This is a genomic window from Snodgrassella sp. ESL0324 (assembly GCF_013344955.1).
GTDB classification, from domain to species: Bacteria; Pseudomonadota; Gammaproteobacteria; order Burkholderiales; family Neisseriaceae; genus Snodgrassella; species Snodgrassella alvi.
The window spans coordinates 160,304-178,943 of sequence record NZ_JAAEDS010000014.1 but is presented as its reverse complement, the minus strand read 5'-3'; the positions used below and the strand labels follow the sequence as shown (position 1 = coordinate 178,943).

13 protein-coding genes and 1 tRNA gene are annotated in these 18,640 nt (G+C 40.7%); 6 read left to right on the top strand and 8 right to left on the bottom strand.

The features are described 5' to 3' along the window. The first annotated feature begins 91 nt into the window (after positions 1–91). From GYY70_RS07900 to GYY70_RS07885, 4 genes are all read left to right on the top strand, one after another. Positions 92–844 (top strand): Nif3-like dinuclear metal center hexameric protein, encoded by a 753-nt coding sequence (locus GYY70_RS07900; RefSeq protein ID WP_174831986.1) that lies wholly within the window; start codon positions 92–94, stop codon positions 842–844. A 158-nt stretch (positions 845–1,002) separates the two neighbouring features. Beyond that, positions 1,003–1,608: a glutathione S-transferase N-terminal domain-containing protein gene (locus GYY70_RS07895; protein WP_025331062.1), complete on the top strand. Its 606-nt coding sequence runs from the start codon at positions 1,003–1,005 to the stop codon at positions 1,606–1,608. Between the two features lie 24 nt (positions 1,609–1,632). Next, positions 1,633–2,082 carry a ClpXP protease specificity-enhancing factor gene (locus GYY70_RS07890; RefSeq protein WP_174831985.1) on the top strand — a complete coding sequence of 150 codons (450 nt, stop codon included), beginning with the start codon at positions 1,633–1,635 and terminating at the stop codon, positions 2,080–2,082. A 510-nt stretch (positions 2,083–2,592) separates the two neighbouring features. After that, positions 2,593–2,880 carry a hypothetical protein gene (locus tag GYY70_RS07885; RefSeq protein WP_025331060.1) on the top strand — a complete coding sequence of 96 codons (288 nt, stop codon included), beginning with the start codon at positions 2,593–2,595 and terminating at the stop codon, positions 2,878–2,880. A 122-nt stretch (positions 2,881–3,002) separates the two neighbouring features. Here GYY70_RS07885 and GYY70_RS07880 read toward each other — a convergent pair whose 3' ends face one another. Beyond that, a complete protein-coding gene (locus tag GYY70_RS07880) occupies positions 3,003–3,602 on the bottom strand; it encodes a DUF2238 domain-containing protein (protein ID WP_174831984.1) in 600 nt (199 codons plus the stop codon). A 431-nt stretch (positions 3,603–4,033) separates the two neighbouring features. On the opposite strand from GYY70_RS07880, the gene ahpC reads away from it, so the two are divergent. Both ahpC and ahpF read left to right on the top strand, forming a co-directional pair. Further along, positions 4,034–4,600, top strand: coding sequence for an alkyl hydroperoxide reductase subunit C (ahpC, locus tag GYY70_RS07875; protein WP_084586686.1), 567 nt, complete (start codon positions 4,034–4,036; stop codon positions 4,598–4,600). Positions 4,601–4,758: 158 nt separating this feature from the next. After that, positions 4,759–6,327, top strand: a complete 1,569-nt coding sequence (gene ahpF, locus GYY70_RS07870) for an alkyl hydroperoxide reductase subunit F (RefSeq protein WP_174831983.1) — start codon at positions 4,759–4,761, stop codon at positions 6,325–6,327. Positions 6,328–6,593: 266 nt separating this feature from the next. Here the strand turns inward: ahpF and cueO are convergent, their stop codons facing one another. From cueO to rpsU, 7 genes are all read right to left on the bottom strand, one after another. Next, a complete protein-coding gene (cueO, locus tag GYY70_RS07865; protein WP_174831982.1) occupies positions 6,594–8,144 on the bottom strand; it encodes a multicopper oxidase CueO in 1,551 nt (516 codons plus the stop codon). A 171-nt stretch (positions 8,145–8,315) separates the two neighbouring features. Further along, entirely contained in the window at positions 8,316–12,743 is a 4,428-nt protein-coding gene (locus tag GYY70_RS07860; RefSeq protein WP_174831981.1) for an autotransporter outer membrane beta-barrel domain-containing protein, read from the bottom strand. A gap of 942 nt (positions 12,744–13,685) precedes the next feature. Next, a tRNA-Ile gene (locus tag GYY70_RS07855) sits at positions 13,686–13,761 on the bottom strand. A gap of 101 nt (positions 13,762–13,862) precedes the next feature. Further along, on the bottom strand, positions 13,863–15,818 hold the full coding sequence (gene rpoD, locus GYY70_RS07850) for an RNA polymerase sigma factor RpoD (RefSeq protein WP_174831980.1): 1,956 nt from the start codon (positions 15,816–15,818) through the stop codon (positions 13,863–13,865). 60 nt (positions 15,819–15,878) lie between these two features. After that, positions 15,879–17,663, bottom strand: a complete 1,785-nt coding sequence (gene dnaG, locus GYY70_RS07845) for a DNA primase (protein WP_174831979.1) — start codon at positions 17,661–17,663, stop codon at positions 15,879–15,881. A gap of 82 nt (positions 17,664–17,745) precedes the next feature. Then, positions 17,746–18,189, bottom strand: coding sequence for a GatB/YqeY domain-containing protein (locus GYY70_RS07840; protein ID WP_025331052.1), 444 nt, complete (start codon positions 18,187–18,189; stop codon positions 17,746–17,748). Positions 18,190–18,362: 173 nt separating this feature from the next. Beyond that, positions 18,363–18,575, bottom strand: a complete 213-nt coding sequence (gene rpsU / locus GYY70_RS07835; protein WP_025331051.1) for a 30S ribosomal protein S21 — start codon at positions 18,573–18,575, stop codon at positions 18,363–18,365. Between the last annotated feature and the right edge of the window lie 65 nt (positions 18,576–18,640).

Below are 18,640 nucleotides of genomic sequence, written 5' to 3'. Positions count from 1 at the left end.
AGCTTGTTAGTATAATAACTTTATTGTAATAAGAATAAAGCTATGTATTAACAATGCAGACTGCTATATCTTGCACGATTAAAGGAAATTTATGGCTTTCAGAAAAGAAATTTTAGACTGGTGCGCTCAGGAGCTGGCGGTTGCTCAGTTTCGCGATTTCAGCCCGAATGGGTTACAGGTAGAGGGCAGGGATGAAGTTAGCACTATTGTTTGTGCTGTCACTGCCAGTCAGGCTGCTATTGATTTTGCCGTAAAGCAGCAGGCAGATATGCTGCTGGTTCATCATGGTATGTTCTGGAAAAATGAAGCGGCTGTGATTACAGGCTGGAAAAAACGCCGTATTCAGACATTATTAGCCAATAATATTAATCTGGCTGGCTATCATTTACCGCTGGATGCGCATCCGCGCTGGGGGAATAATGTGCAGCTGGCTCAGCGTTTAGGCTGGGAGATTACTGGCTGTGGCGGTGAACAGAATTTAATTCAGTACGGTGCTTTAACCTATGAGCAAACTGCAGAACAGCTGGCTCAGCAGATTGAGATAGGCCTGAATCACAAACCCGTATTGTTATGTGCTGACAAACAACAACCAGTACGCAGGCTGGCCTGGTGTACCGGCGGCGGTCAGAGTTTTTTTCAGCAGGCTATTGATGCTGGGGTTGATGCATTTATCACAGGTGAAATATCCGAACCTCAATACCATCTGGCGCAGGAATGCGGAGTGGTATTCATCGCGGCAGGGCATCATGCCACCGAAAGATATGGTATTCAGGCACTTGCCTGTGCATTAGCCAGTGAATTCGGGATTACTCAGCAGTTTTTTGATGAGCCTAATCCGGCTTAAATGAATTTTGTGTGATTGATGGTAATTTATATAATAAAAATTTTAATAAACATAAACTTAAGCTATTTTTCTGGTAAAAATAGAGTCATTTGTCTATAATTGAATAATTTTTAAACACCACACTGTATTGATTATACAGTAATTCTGGGAAACTAATTATGATGACATTATATGCGGGTATTACTTGCCCGTTTAGTCAGCGTTGCAGCTTTGTGCTGTATGAAAAAGGCATGGATTTTGAAATTAAAGATGTAGACGTTTTCAATAAGCCGGAAGATCTGGCTGTGATGAATCCGTATAATCAGGTTCCTGTTCTGGTTGAACGTGACCTGATTTTGTATGAATCCAATATTATTAATGAATATATTGATGAGCGTTTTCCGCATCCGCAGCTAATGCCGGCAGATCCGATTATGCGTGGTCGTGGTCGTCTTGTTTTATATCGTCTGGAAAAAGAACTGTTCAGTCATGTACTGGTGCTGGAAAATCCTGAATCAAGTAATAAGGAAATGAACAAAGCCCGCGAAGCCATTACTCAGGGCTTAACAATGCTGGCTCCTGCATTCACTAAAAACAAATATATTATCGGCGATGATTTCTCCATGATTGATGTGGCGCTGGCTCCGCTTCTGTGGCGTCTGGATCATTATGATATTAAGCTGCCAAAATCAGCTGCGCCATTGCTTAAATATGCGGAACGTATTTTTCAGCGTGAAGCGTTTATTGATGCCTTAACACCTGCCGAGAAAGCAATGCGTCGTTAAATTATCCTGACAAAGGGGAGGACAATGAGCAAGCTGAACACCAAACCGTATATTCTGCGCGCATTGTATGAATGGGCGCTGGATAGTGGTTATACACCGCATATTGCAGTATGGGTAAATGATAAAACTCAGGTACCGCTTCAGTATGTAAAAGACAATGAAATTGTGCTTAATATCGGGCCTGTAGCCGCACATAATCTGAATATAGATAATGAATGGGTTAGTTTTTCTGCCCGTTTTGGCGGCGTTTCCCATGATATATGGATTCCGGTTGGTCATGTAATCAGTCTTTTTGCCAGAGAAACTGGTGACGGCATGGGGTTTGATGTAGAACCTCTTACTGAAAACAGTGAACACCCGACAGCAGGCGGGGATAACCCCGTATCTGAAAGCCAGCCTTCTGTGCCAGAGAGTTTACCTGCAGATGACAGTAATAAATCTGGTGCGAAAAAAGGTTTGAAGATAGTTAAATAACGATTGTTATTAATAGAATATCTTCTTAGCAAATAAGAAGTAATTTGTTTATTGATAAACAAGGCTGAAACTAACTGATGGTTTCAGCCTTTTTAATTTTTTAAGATTCAGACTGATAACATTTTATTCTATTTATACCTAATAAAGTGTGGCAAATAAATCAGTTCTTATAGCTAATAAGTATATATAAATTTGATGAAAAATTAGCCGTAATCTGAACAGACAGTAAATAAAATTTTTGAAGCTATGCAGTTTTAAAACTATATATATATTTGAATATTAGTTATAAATTAAAAATATTTAGAATATGTCATATAAATAAATTAATAATTTTGCGGATGTATATCTGATTAAATATGCGTTAACAAAATTTTTTCAGAGTTATTCTCTTATATCAAATTGTTAAAATAGTACTTCATTACGAGTGTAATACCGGTTAAAATAGCCTTGTCTTGAAATTTGACATTACAATAATATTCATTAGCTTTACATTTACTGGAGTTTGAACACATGAACCAAACTGCTGAATTTGCAACAAACAGTAATGAACTAAGTGTACAGCTTGCACACAAAGAGCAAAAATTTAAAAGAGTAAAGTTCTATTTTAACGTCATATTTGCTTTGTGTTTTCTGGTATTTGCTGTGGGTCTGGTCTGGATGAATACCATGGCAATTGCCAGCTCATTCATTACGGCTATGATGTTTGGTATGGCCTATCTGGGCGTAATTATGATATTTGAAGAAGATATCAAAGAATTGAAAATCAAACTGGAAAAAACACAATCTGTTTCCGCCTGATTACCTGAGCTTTAAGAGATGGCAGCTTTAGTCAAAGCTGCCATGCAAGACTAATCAGATACTCTGCTGTTATAAGTTGGATCCGATCTGATTTTTACTTGTAATGGTAACTGCCTGCGTTTTTAACGTGATGGTTTCCGTAAGTGCTGTTTACTAAAATAAAGATAGATAAGCATGGTGCTGCAACCTATCAGACACCAGAGCATATCTTTCTGTGTATCCCATACATCGCCCTGTGTGCCAAGAAAAGTGACAGCTTCCTGATTACTCAATGTTGCTACCAGCCACTCAAACAATTCGTATATGGCACTGATGGTCATGCAGACACAACCACTCAAAAATATCACCCAGCCGCGGTAGCGTACAATTCGTAATCTCCATAGTAATTCACTGGCTATAATAGCTGGTGAAAAACCCTGAAAAAAATGTCCAAGCTTATCGTAATTATTACGTGACCAGCCAAATACACCGCGCAGATAATTAAATACCGGCTCTTCGGCATAAGTATAATGTCCGCCAATCAGTAATATAATTGCATGAACTAAAACTACCCAGTACATAAGCTGACTGAAACGAAAGCGGGAATAGGTGAATACAAGAAGTATCAATCCCAGCAATGCCGGAAAAACTTCAAGCCACCAAGTAGGGTAGTCATGCGGCTGATAAGCAGACCATATGAGTACCAGTGTAAATATTATCAATTGCAGAATATGCGTTTTCATACCATACATCACCTGCAAATATTAAGTAGCAGAATTAAACTGAAACTAAAAAGTGAAAAAATTTTTTGCCGGTATCAATCTTAATTTGGCTTTTTTTATAATAATCTGTATATTAATCTTGATAAATGCACAGGGCAAATATCAGTAATGTGCAGCATCCAGGCTGTGACCGGTTTAGTTACAGCAATTTTAGATTTTGGCAGAGTAACTCCCATACAGCTAATGGCTGTTTATAATAGTTTTTATATATGAATTTAGTGTATTTATCTGGTCTGTAAGTTATTTTTATAACCTTGAAAATATAATGCTTTGTTTTTTATGAAAAATAAAAACTATCGATTACATAAAATCATTTGATTATATTTATTGAGTAAATTTGTGTACTATACATCCATCGATTAATTCAACCTGTACATTCAAGGAGATATTTCATGGTTGCTAATGTTAACACTGAAATCAAACCGTTCAATACCACTGCCTTTCATAATGGTAAATTTGTAGACATCAGTGATGCTGACGTAAAAGGTAAATGGTCTGTATTCTTTTTCTATCCGGCAGATTTTACTTTTGTTTGTCCTACTGAATTAGGTGATCTGGCTGATCACTATGAAGAATTGCAGAAACTGGGCGTAGAAGTTTACTCTGTTTCTACCGATACTCATTTTACTCATAAAGCATGGCACGATGCTTCTGACACAATTGCCAAAATTAAATACTTTATGCTGGGTGACCGCAATGCTACCCTGACAACTAATTTTGGTGTACTGCGTGAAGGTCAGGGTTCTGCCGATCGTGCTACATTCCTGGTTGACCCGCAGGGTATTATCCAGTGTGTGGAAGTAACTGCAGAAGGTATCGGTCGTGAAGCTTCAGATCTGGTACGTAAAGTTAAAGCTGCACAATATGTTGCTTCTCATCCGGGTGAAGTTTGTCCTGCTAAATGGAAAGAAGGCGAAAAAACTCTGGCTCCTTCTCTGGAACTGGTTGGTAAAATCTAACACACTTAAATACACACATCAGAAACTTACTGTTAAATAAACAGTCATTCAGCCCGAATACCGGCTGCGGTATCCGGGCTTTTTACTAAAACAAAAATGCAGGCTATCAAAAACAGAATATCTATAGTTTATTTTTATTAATGTAATGGAGCAGTAAAATGTTAGACGACACTTTGAAAAACCAACTAAAAGCTTATCTTGAATATGTAACCAGACCGGTTGAAATTATTGCTACGCTGGACGAAAGTAAAGGTGCTCGCGACATGCTGGCACTGTTACAGGAAGTAGAGGCGTTAAGCGATAAAGTCAGTCTGCGTACCGATGGTCAGTCTGAACGTAAGCCATCTTTTGAAATCACTAATCCCGGTGTGCATACAGGACTGGTTTTTGCCGGTAATCCGATGGGGCATGAATTCAGTTCACTGGTACTGGCTTTATTGCAGGTGGGCGGTCATCCATCTAAAGAAGCAGAATCATTACAGCAACAAATTAAAAATTTGCAGGGCAGTTATCACTTCGAAACTTATTATTCTATTACCTGTCACAATTGTCCGGATGTTATACAGGCATTGAATCTGATGTCTATTCTCAATCCGAATATCAGCCATACAGCTATTGACGGAGCATTGTTTCAGGAAGAAATTGAAGCGAAACAGATTATGGGTGTGCCGGCAGTTTTTCTGAATGGTGAACCATTTGGTCAGGGCAGAATGGAACTGGCGGAAATTGTTGCTAAACTTGACAGCAATGCCGCAAGTGCGGCAGTTGATGAACTGAATGCAAAAGCACCGTTTGACGTGCTGATTGTGGGCGGGGGACCTGCCGGTGCTGCTGCCGCTGTATATGCAGCACGTAAAGGTATTCGTACCGGTATTGTGGCCGAACGTTTTGGTGGTCAGGTTCTCGACACGCTGGATATTGAAAATTATATATCAGTTTTACGTACCGACGGTCCGCGTTTTGCCCATGATCTGGAAAGCCACGTACGCAGTTATGATGTCGATATTATGAATTTGCAAAGAGTCAGTGCGCTGGTACCGGCTAAAACTACAGGCGGACTGATTGAGGTACATACAGAAAGTGGTGCTGTTTTAAAATCGCGTACCGTTATCCTGTCTACAGGTGCACACTGGCGCTCAATGAATGTGCCCGGTGAGCAGGAGTACCGTACGAAAGGTGTGACTTATTGTCCGCATTGTGATGGCCCGTTGTTCAAAGGCAAAGATGTAGCCGTAATTGGCGGTGGTAATTCCGGTGCAGAAGCTGCCATTGATCTGGCTGGCGTTGTTAAGCATGTTACTCTGCTGGAATTTTCCGGTAAAATGCGTGCTGATGAAGTATTACAGCAAAAATTGCATAGTCTGCCTAATGTTCAGATTATTATGAATGCTCAGACTACCGAGGTAACCGGCGAAAACGGCAAAGTTAATGGTCTGAACTATCTGGACCGGGTAAGCAATACAGAGCATCATCTGGCATTGGAAGGTATTTTTGTTCAGATTGGTTTATTACCAAATACCGGATTTTTGCAAGGTACAGTAGACTTAACTGAGCCAATGCACGAGATTGTAATCGATGCTTTTGGTAAAACCAGTGTGCCGGGTGTTTTTGCCGCCGGTGACTGTACAAACGTACCTTATAAGCAGATTATTATTGCTGCCGGTGAAGGTGCTAAAGCAGCATTAAGTGCTTTTGATTATCTGATTCGTACCAGTGCAGCTGATTAATCATTGACATAAGAAACCACTCAAAACCAATCGTTTTGAGTGGTTTATATTTTTATCGGGATATTTACAGGCCTGATACGATGACATTTATGAAATATTATTGAAAACATCATATATTTTCATACCAGAATCTCATTGTTTATGCTAATCCGGCTTATGGAAAAATATTTATTGGCGCAGCTAATTTAACGTTTTATTAATCCATAAGTATTATTAACTTCAGTTTTTAAATATCTGAAAAAATTCAGCTTGTAACGAGCGTATATTCAGACAGTAAACCCCAGCATCATCCCCGTATCTTCATGTTCCAGTATGTGGCAATGAGCCATGTAAGGAAAACTTGCTGGCGCACTGTGGTTGAATTTCACCAATACCTTACTTACACCACCTTCTACCCGTACCGTATCTTTCCAGCCTGAGCGATGAGCAGCAGGCGGTTGTCCGTTTTCATTAAGAATGCGAAACTGAGTACCATGAATATGAAACGGGTGCAGCATCATATCGCCTGAACCGGATATTTCCCAGCACTCATATTTCCCTTTACTGGCGGCAAATGCCGGCTTATTCATATCAAAAGTCTGTCCGTTAATCATGTTGGCATGCATTAAATCTAATGCGTTTTTATCCGTGTGCATATTATGCATCATTTCCATATGAGACTGATGCATAGACATATGCTCCATTGGCATAGCTGATTTTCCCGCCAGTTGCTGTAAAGCCTGCATACCCATACTGTCCAGCTCAGGATCCATAGACAGCTGAAAATGGCGGTGTACAAGCTGAGACAGAGCCGGTAATACAGGCAGAGAGCTGGTAAGCTGATCGGGTAAAGATGCATCATTACGCGAAGAAAGTACAGACACACGAACTATCGGGCAGGGCTGATCAAAAGGCGGCAGATTCATGCCCGTCTGTTTTACCGGTAAAGTAAGCAAATCAAATGCTTTACCGTTACTGGTGTCAACCATTACTTCAAAACGTTCGCCGGGCAATACCGACAGGCCGGACACCGTTACCGGCTGAGGCAGAAAGCCACCGTCACTGGCAATAACATATAAAGGGCGGCCATCACTACAGGCAAAGTTCAGTGTTCTGGCATTACAGCCATTAAGCAGACGTAATCGCAACCAGCCACGCGGCGCGTTATGCTGCGGATATATCTGACCATTACATAGCAGAGTATCTCCAAACCAGCCTGTGGCAGCACTCATAACATCAAGCTGATAATCAATTTGTCCGGCTGTATTAAATTTTTTATCCTGTACGATCAGAGGAATATCATCTAATCCCCAGTTTTTGGGGATAGGCAGCCCAGTACTGACAGTATCTTCCAGCAACAGCAAACCAGCCAGCCCCATTGCCACCTGACGGCCGGTCTGCCCATGCTGGTGCGGGTGAAACCAGCATGTTGCAGCAGGCTGGCCTGAGGTAAATTCAATTACTCGTGTTTGTCCGGCCGGTATACAGGCCTGAGGTCCGCCATCTGCTTCACCCGGTACTTCCAGACCATGCCAGTGTACTGTTGTGGCTTCAGTTAATCGGTTTTGCAGTTTTATCTGTACCGGTTTGCCCCGGTAAATACGTATAGCAGGACCAAGTAAAGCACCATTATAGCCCCATGTCTGCGTCTGATATTTGCCAAAACGGCTGATGCCCTGCTGAACAGTGAGCTGAATCCTGTTATCTTTACCGGTATCTAATAATGGCGGAATAGCCAGTACCGGTAAATCCGGAGTATTCAGAGCATAAGCAGAAAGCGGTAGCGTAGCTGCGGCGCTTACCATGGCCGAATATCTGAGGAAGTCTCTTCTGTGCATAATGATTCTTATGAAGAAAAAGAACAGCTTAAACCTTCACCTAAGTTGAATGTCAAGCCTGTTCTGCTGAAAAGAAAACCAAAGAATTTTTAAACAGAAACAGGGCACAGCATTAAATGCTGTGCCCTGCAGAAAGCAGCAGTAACCATATGGCTACTGCCGGATAATGCATTATAACCAGGTATATTTATAACCCATAGTACCTTTAAAGCCTTTGCGTTTATCACTGCCAAAGTTTTTCTCGTAACGGATATCGCTGTAGAAATCACTTTGACGGGTGATTGGCAACTGAATACCCAGACCGAGTTCGCCCCAGGTTTTCGCATATTCTTCTTTCAGACTGTCACGACCAATATCAACTGATTTCGGATTAACAAAATCATGCCAGATATTCGCGATACCATAGAAAGAGGATGACGGCAGGTTATCACGGGTATCACCATTGTAGCCGAAACGCATACCTACACGACCGCGCAGTGCAGACGGATCATGCTGGTCAACATGGCGGATCCTGTCATTGAAATCATCCAGAGACAGATACTGGTATACCAGCTGAGCCTGCGGCTCTACAAACCAGTTATTTCCATAAACAATAAATGATTTACCTGTTTCAGCTGATAAAGCTGCACCCCAGCCGTTCTGATGTACAGATTCGTTCGAACGGGCATTGTATTTATTGCGCAGATAAGTTACCTGACCAACAAGATCCACATAACCGCCATTATTGCCGTAGAAGGTACCATAACCGCCAACACTTACTGCATCCGTACGGCCTTTACCCGTGTAATGGTCATCAACAATATAACCATTCTTAGCACGGTAGTCATCGCGGAAATCATTTTCATTATGGCCATAAGCTACATAGCCGCCAATATGCCGACGTATTCCGGTTTTCTCATTTTCATCCAGAATAAAATCATGACCAATCTGTAATACAGATTGATTACCGGCGGTATCCAGACGTTTTTTACCATCTTTATCCAGATGTTTAACCAGAACTCTGCCCCATGTCTGCTGCTGATCATCACCAAGAGCAGTATTATTTGAGCCGGTGATATTGTAAGTCTGGTTTTCACCGCGGCGCTCATGTAATGTACCAACCGTGGTAAAGCCAAGTTCCATATCTGCTGCAGGCATCTGCACATAACCGGAAACCGGTTCTGCATAAATTGGTACTTCTTTTATGGGTGGTGCTGGCGGAACAGGCTTATCAGAAACAGTAGGTCCGGGCGGAACAGGCACAACAGGATCAGGTGTTTTAGGTTGTGCAGTTAAAGTCCATGCATAATCAGTTCCTGAAGTAGTATCTATTTTTTTAAGCTGAGCTTCGCCGGCATTGGTAGTCGGCGCGGAACCGGTAAAATCATTGCCGCTACTCTTACCGGCTACATGTACCACTACTGCAGAATGAATAGGAATCTCTTTCAGAGTTACATCGCCATAGATACCTTTTTTGTTTAATGTCTGCACTGTTGTAGCGGCACCGTCTACATCGCCATGAATATCAACGCGGTCGCTATAAGAAGTGCCATCCTTATTCCATACAGTATTAACACGCATCAGACCGCCGCCGGTATAGTTACCATTAACAGTGATAGTATGGTACTGGTCTTTGTCTCCGGCATTAACTTCAGATACTTGCGGAAATATAATTGTCCCGGTAGTGTTTTGCAGCTTTGTTAATACAGAGTTTCCGGTATTGTTCCAGATACCCTTATTATCCAGATCTAATATCCCCGAACCGGAATTTGTTGTCATACCGGTAAAGGTTCCGGTATTTGTGGCATAAACAGATCCTGAGTTAGTATTGGTAATAGTGCCACTAAGGGTATTGTTATTGGTAATCTTAATACCACTACCAGCGGCTCCATTAAGAATATCGCTGGCTATCTTACCATCATTGATTAAAGAGATATTGCCTGTACCAGTATTTTCGATAGAGTTGGGTAATTCATCATCGGTGGTAGAGCCACTAATGGTGCCGTTATTGGTAATCTTAATATTACCAGCGCCTCCATTAAGAATCTTGCTGGCTATATTTCCGGAAGTACTATTTTTGATATCAATATTGTTGGCAGTGACAGTATTGGGATCACCGGTATTTGTGATAGATCCACTAAGGGTGCCGTCATTGGTAATGTCGATAATACCAGCACCTCCATTAAGAATAGTGCTGGCTATATTACCGGTATTATCATTTGTAATATCTATCAAACCAGAACCAGAATTTTCAATCTTGTTCTGGATATTACCACTATTTTTTAAAGTGATTTTACCGGTATTTTTGTTAGTAATATCACCATTAATACCAACCTTAGTATCAGTATCAGCAGCCTTAGTATGAATACTCTTACCATTAATAACAGAGCTGGCTGTATTATTGTTAATAACAATACTGCCATTGCCTTCATTATTAATAGTACTATTTAAAATATGATTGTTATTAATCAGGATATTCTCAGCATCATCACTTCTTTTATCACCGGTATTTGTGATAGAGCCACTAAGGGTACTCTTATCTTTATTGAAAATCTTAATGATACCGGTATTTTCATTTTTAATATTGCTGAGTATCTCACCGGTATTTTCATTAATAATGAACATCGAACCTGTACCGGAATTTTCAATTTCGTTCGGGTCTTCACGATACTCGTCAATCGCATTCGGATCTTTATTGGGAGTTTTAGTCCTCTTCATAACTTTACCGAAATTATAGATAGTAAACACACCTTTATCTTTATTAGCAATATTACCACTAATAACTGAGCTAGCTTCATTATTATTAACAGTAAGAATACCATCCTTATGAATAGTAATATCACCATTAATAGTGCTGTTTTTGTTGTTGTGAATAAGAATACTAGCATTGTCATTATTATTATTGATAGAGCTGTTTATATCTTTATTGTTGATAATTTCTATGCGACCACCAGTCGCATTACTATTAATTGAACCCGCCTCAATAAGATTATTGTTGGTAATTTCTATGTAACCATCGGTCGCATTATTATTAATTGAACCCTCCTTAATAGAACCATTATTGGTAATTTCTATGTAACCATGGGTCGCATTATTATTAATTGAACCCTCCTTAATAGAACCATCATTAGTAATAATTATTTGTCCTGAACTATCATTATTGACATCACCTGAAAGTGTTCCATTATTGACATCACCTGAAAGTGTTCCTGTATTAGTATTAGTAATACTTATTTGTCCTGAACTATCATTACTGACATTACCTGAAAGTGTTCCTGTATTTGTAACGATCACGTTACCTGCAGCTTTATTTTTGATAACCGAATAATTTTTATCTTTATTTTCAGGCAACGGTACAGATTCCAGTGTACCATTATTCTTAATAGTAAATATACCGCTTCCATTGTGAACAACAGTATCTACCTGACTAGAAGTTGTACCATTATTATTGAAAATTACTTCCTTGTCCTTGCTGACACTTTGATCTGAAGCAATTACAGAGTTTTTCCCGCCATTTACCTCTATCTTTCCTTCATTAGTAAAAATGCCACCATCTGTTAGTATTATTCCGGTTGTAGTTGTATTTTCTTTTTTCGTACCATCCGTATCTTTATCCATAATAGTAATTGTGGTATTACCCTTTGCCGTGTAGGTACCGCCTCCAACATTAATGACGGATGGATTTTTATTACCAAGATTAGTAGTCATGTTAATAGTTGTATTACCTTCAACAGTGATTGTTCCTGACTGAATATCTATGGCTGAGGCATTACTTTCAGAGGCATATGTTGTTATATCAAGATTTTTTCCAATATGGATTTCTGGCGGAACAGATTGATCTTCATCATCATCGCTTGGTTCTTGTATTTGTTGAATCGCACTATTTTTTCCACCTTGTTCAATTGTTAGATTGCCCTTTGTTGTAATAGAGCCCCCATTCTTATTTATAATTGCTGAAGAGCCTTTAACAACATTTTGATTTCCTGTTATCGTTATATTATTAGCGGTAATAGTACCATGATCATTCAAAATGCCAGCATCGCTTGCTCCTCCTTCATCGGTAATAGTTATATCATTGGTGACTTCTAACGCAGAGCCATTTTTAACTGAAATAATTTGTGCCGAAGTACCTGTATTAGTGTTAGTAGCATTAAGATCATGCTTAACAGTTACACTGGAACCATTATTTACATAAAGAGCACTGCTTTGATTATTTTTTTTATTATTTGTAGTAGTTATAGTATCTGCTGTTAATGAGCTTTTACCCGTTATATTTATTACTTTTTCAGAGATAGCACTATTGCTTCCTTCAGCAACTATGTTTGTGTTGTTATTCTCTATAGTAGAATTCTTTGCTGTTATTGTTGAATATTTAATAGAATCATCTATATAGCACGTAGAGCCAGAAACGTTAATATTTGGTTTGTCAGGAACATTCGTTGTAGTAGTGCACGGAGAAGAACCTGCTTCTGCCGCATATGAACTTATGCTGATCATGGCAAGGGCAACAGCTGCAGCGATTTTGACACAGTTATTTTTAGTTTTACCACGTACCAGTTCCGAGCAGGCTACCCATGTTTGTGTTGCTTCACTCCATTTGGATTTATAAATGTTATTCATCAGTTTTCCTTGATTATGCAGGTATTTAAAAATAAACAGTAGCTATAAATTTACAAATTTGTTTTATTTGCACGTGAATTGCTAATTAACAAATAAAAATAATCCTATACAAAATAATTATAGAAGATATGTTATATCCTATTCAAATAAGGTTAACTTTATGATAACAACATTAGCGGATAGCATTGCCGGAATGTTGATCAGAATATTTTAGAAAAATAAGTGTTTTCATAAGAATACAAAGCAAATATGCTATATGATATTTTGATGTGTAAAGAAGCAGGTTTTATATTTCATAAGCTGACATTCTCCAGATTAATAAAGCCGGATGTTACTGGAAGAATTATAAATCTTAATAAAAGTTTTTGTTATTTATTAGTTTTTGGGTTTTATGCTTAACTAATATTACCGGTTTTAAAGCCAGTACAGACGTGAGATTTACAGATAATTAAAAAAAATATAAAAATCAGAAATAAGTGTATTAATTGTGCAACTATATGCATGTAAAAAGGATTTTATTCTAATATTTATTATTTTTATGCATATTTTTATGCATATTTTTAAAATATGATTAGTTGATTTGCCAAAGCTAAATACTGAGAAATGAGTCTGTTATACAGTATAATTAACCAACGGCTTTTTTATGATAAATAAATGTTAAATGAAAGTTACTGTTTTAATGTAAATATATCATCCGGTCTGAAATATATTCAGCTATACAGATGACAAAAAACATAATTAAACAATTATTTAGTAGCTATAGTTTAAGATATTGTTTGCAGAATATCATAAATATAATTTTTAGCTCAGGATTTTTACAGGATGTGTTTACAGTGATTATTGAATGCTGAATAATAAAAATTATTAAGCAATAAAAAAGCCGCTTTCAGCGGCTTTTTTGATAAAAACTCTGTTTTCTGATACAGAATTTTATGGGTTATCTGGTGGGTCCAGTGGGGTTCGAACCCACGACCAAGGGATTATGAGTCCCCTGCTCTAACCCCTGAGCTACAGACCCGTAAGCCGCGTATTGTAACCAATACGGATGGGTATTGCAAGGTTTTACATAAAAAATCATCCGCTCCTGGCGGATGATTCTGGTTTTAAACAAAAAAATGTTTATTGCTTGTTTTCGTCACTATCAAGAAAGCTTTTCAGCCGGTCAGAGCGGGTAGGGTGGCGCAGTTTGCGCAGGGCTTTTGCTTCAATCTGACGGATGCGCTCACGGGTAACATCAAACTGTTTACCCACTTCCTCAAGTGTATGATCGGTATTCATGTCGATACCGAAACGCATGCGCAGTACTTTGGCTTCGCGCGGAGTCAGGCTTTCAAGTACATCTTTGGTTACTTCGCGCAGACTGGAGTACATGGCTGCATCAGCCGGTGCGACGTTATTGGCGTCTTCGATAAAGTCGCCCAGATGAGAATCATCATCATCACCAATCGGAGTTTCCATTGAAATAGGCTCTTTGGCAATTTTCATGATTTTGCGGATTTTGTCTTCCGGCATTTCCATCAGCTCAGCCAGTTTGGCAGAATCAGCTTCTTCGCCGTTTTCCTGCAGATACTGGCGGGAGATACGGTTCATTTTGTTGATGGTTTCAATCATGTGTACCGGAATGCGAATGGTACGCGCCTGATCAGCGATAGAGCGGGTAATCGCCTGACGAATCCACCATGTGGCATAGGTGGAAAATTTATAGCCGCGGCGATATTCAAATTTATCTACGGCTTTCATCAGGCCGATGTTACCTTCCTGAATCAGGTCGAGAAATTGCAGACCGCGGTTGGTGTATTTTTTGGCAATGGAAATCACCAGACGCAGGTTGGCCTGAATCATTTCCTGTTTGGCTGCGGCAGTTTCCTGCTCGCTTTTCACCATGTTTTTGTTAATCTGTTTAAGCTCATCCAGTGAGATCTGGGCAGACTGCTCCAGATTGGCCAGTTCGGTCTGTTTTTCGATGATGGCATACTGAAAACGGCGCAATGCTTCATTCCATACGCGGTTCAGGGAGAGTTCTTCATCTACCCAGCCCAGGTCGGTAGTACGATTGGTAAAGCTTTTAATAAAATAGTCGCGTTCCATGTGGACGCGGTTCAGGGCAATATCGCGAATCTCGCGTTCAAGCTGTCTTACCTGATTAACGCGCATACGCAGATTGTCGCACAGGCTTTCAATCTGGCGGGTAGCGAAACGCACCTGTAGCAGTTGTTCGGCAATTTCCTGCTGTAATTTCAGGTAATCGGCATGGTGACTGCCTTTTTCCTGTAAGGTGGCAACCATGGTATCGTACAGGCTTTGAATACCATCGAAATGTTCGAGTGTTTTCTGGCGCAGTTCTTCAAGGTTGGCTGAAGCGGCCAGTGCTGCACTCTCTTCATCATTTTCTTCATCATCAACGTCTACACCGTCATCACTGTCATCAGTAATTTCGGTGTCTTCGTTTTTGGTATCCAGACCAATGCCCAGTTCATCCAGCAGCTCTTCATGCGGGTCGACAATGGCTTCGACTATTTCGTCTACTTTGATTTCATCTTTGCGCACGGCATCAATCAGAGCAAGTATTTCTGCTACTGATCCCGGACATGCGGAAATGGCCTGAATCATGTTACGCAGGGCATTTTCGATTTTTTTGGCGATGATGATTTCATCTTCACGGGTCAGCAGGTCTACCTGTCCCATTTCACGCATATACATGCGTACCGGATCAGTGGTTCGTCCGAATTCGTTGTCGGCATTGGATAGTGCTGCTTCTGCTTCTGCTACTGCATCGTCATCGGTCATGTTGGCGGTGTTGTCGCCCATGAGCAGACTTTCAGCATCAGGAGCTTCTTCTGTAACCTGAATACCCAGACCGGAGATCATCGATACAATGTTGTCAATCTGATCGGCGTCAGACATTTCGTCTGGCAGGGCATCATTGATTTCGGCGTAGGTAATATAACCGCGCTCTTTACCCTGAATAATCAGCTGGCGCAGGCGGGCACGCTGTTCTTCTGCGGTTAACGGGCGAGTATCATCCTGTTCCTGACTGGTATCAATAGTGGATTTCTTAGGTGTGGAGTTTGCCATATTTTACTCGATGTATTCACAACGACTTTGTCGCTGCAAGCGTTTACAATAACCGCCGGTTTATACTGACGGCATTTTGGACGGACTTAAAAGTAGCAGTAATAACTGTTTTTCGTCGGCACTTAGTCGCTCATGCTGGAGTTTGCGCTTCAACGCATCAATCTGCTGTGTTTTAAGGTTGTCCAGTAATTTTTGCATGCCCTGTCTGAATGTGGTGCAGTCATCTTCATTGCCTGGCTGCATGACATCCGGTGAGTCCATATAATCATGAATAATCTGCCGGATAACGGGTTCAAATTCAGTATTACGCATCAGTTCCAGCACGGCACCACTGTTTAACGGGGTAACGGAGGCTTGAATACGTTCAGCCAGCGCGGCGAGGCATGCATAATCGCCGTGCAGGTCCAGATATTCTGGTAGTTCTATATATACGGCCCATTGCGGATTTATCAATAGCGCGCGTATCTGCTTTTGCACTAATGACATGACTGGCGGCTGCCGGAAAGTATTGCGGGGTAATTGATAACTTTTCTGTCTGATAGTCTGAGGTCTGGGCAGTTCCTGCCCGAGCAGTTGTGCCAGATTGTGTTCATCAATACCTACTTTCCGGCTAAGTTCCTGACGCAGCAGAAAAGAAAGTGCCGGTGCTTTGATTTGCGCCAGTAAAGGACTGGCGGTTTTAATCAGCTCCGCTTTGCCTTCCTGTGTTTCCATATCAATATTTTCTGTCAGTACCTGCCAGAAATAGGCTGATAGCGGCAGACTCTGATTGAGTAATGCATCTTCAAATGGTTTTAATCCATAGCTGCGTACATAACTGTCAGGATCGTGTTCGGCCGGTAAGAACAGAAAGTGTAAAATTTTGTCGTCTTTTAACTGGGGTAAGGCATTTTCTAAAGCACGCCAGGCTGCTTTTTTACCTGCGCTGTCGCCGTCAAAGCAAAAATAGATATGATCGCTTTGCCGCATCAGTAAGCGCACATGTTCGGCGGTGGTGGCTGTACCGAGTGCGGCTACTGCATAGCCCAGACCAAACTGTGCCAGGGCAACTACGTCCATATAACCTTCTACTACCAGTACACGCTGTGCTTCTTTAATGGCAGCACGTGCTTCATACAAGCCATACAGATTACGCCCTTTATCAAACAAGGGAGTTTCAGGTGAATTAAGATATTTAGGTTCGCCTGAATCCAGAATGCGCGCACCAAACCCGATAATCTGACCACGGGTACTGCGGATTGGAAACATAATACGGTTACGGAACCGGTCGTAATGGCGGTCGTCTTTGGTAATGACCATACCGCTGTTTACTAGTGCATTGCTTGGATAGGGCTGGAATACTTTTGCCAGTGCCTGCCAGTCATCAGGTGCATAGCCCAAACCATAATGAAGAATGATTTCATCGCTCAGGCCGCGCTGCTGTAAGTAATTCTGAGCACTTGGCGAGGTTTTAAGTTGTTGCTGGTAAAAGGTGGCGGCATCAGCTGTGGTTTGTTCCAGTGTCTGCTGTTGCTGTTTAAGGGCTTTATGTGCCTGTGAGTTGTTGTTGCCAATCTGTCTGGGTACGGTCATTCCGATCCGGTCGGCCAGAAATTGCACAGCTTCCTGAAAGCTTAATCCTTGATATTCCATGATAAAGCCAATGGCTGAACCATGTACGCCGCAGCCAAAGCAATGATAAAACTGTTTGCTGGGGCTGACAGAAAAGGAAGGAGATTTTTCTTTGTGAAAAGGGCAGCAGGCCATGTAGTTGGCACCGCTTTTTTTTAACGGTACAAACTCTTCGATTACATCGACGACATCAATTTTATTTAATAATTCGTCAATAAATTCACTGGGAATCATGCCAACTATGCCTGCTATCTTCAATATGAAAGATTGGAAAACGGTCTTTCTGATCTGCTGTTATGGTTAATGCAGATAACTTTTAGTTTAAAAGCTGTTTGATTTTTTTGCTGACTTCACTCATGTCAGCTTTACCGGCCAGTGTTTTTTTCAGTACACCCATAACTTTACCCATATCACTTGGCTGCGCAGCGCCTGTGCTGGTTATGGCTTCTTTAATTGCTGCGTCAATTTCAGCTTCGTCGAGCATTTTGGGTAGATAATTCTGCAGCAGATCGATTTCTGACTGTTCTTTTTCTGCCAGATCAGTTCTGCCAGCCTCGGTATACATGCGTACAGACTCTTTGCGCTGTTTAACCATTTTGCTGATAATAGCTGTGAAGCGTGTATCGTCTACTTCGATTCGTTCATCTACTTCGATCTGTTTTATTGCAGCCAGTGCCATTCGAATGGTGGACAGGGTAGCTGAATCATGATTGCGCAAGGCAGTTTTCATATCTTCTTGCAGTTGTTGTTTCAGGCTCATAATATTGCTCGCAATAAATAAAAATTAAATTAGTTTAGTATGATACTGCTAAAATTGCGGTGCTTCAGATAGTTATTTCTGTAAAATGCAAATACCGCAAGCAATAGCCTGCGGTATTGTTTTCAATTGTATTTATTTCCGGTTATCAGGAAATGATAAACCGGAGCTATCAATTAATAGAATTTTGGTGGCAATTGCTGGCTGCGCAAGCGTTTTTGTAAACGTTTTACGGCTGCTGCTTTTTTACGCTTACGTTCAGTAGTTGGTTTTTCGTAAGCTTCACGAGCACGCAGTTCGGTCATTAGACCGGTTTTTTCAACAGAGCGTTTAAAGCGACGCATCGCAACTTCAAAAGGTTCATTTTCTTTTACACGTACAGAAGGCATGTTTTTTCCTGAATAAATGAGTTCTGATGCTGATTACTATTAATCAGCTAAATATTTAAATGTTG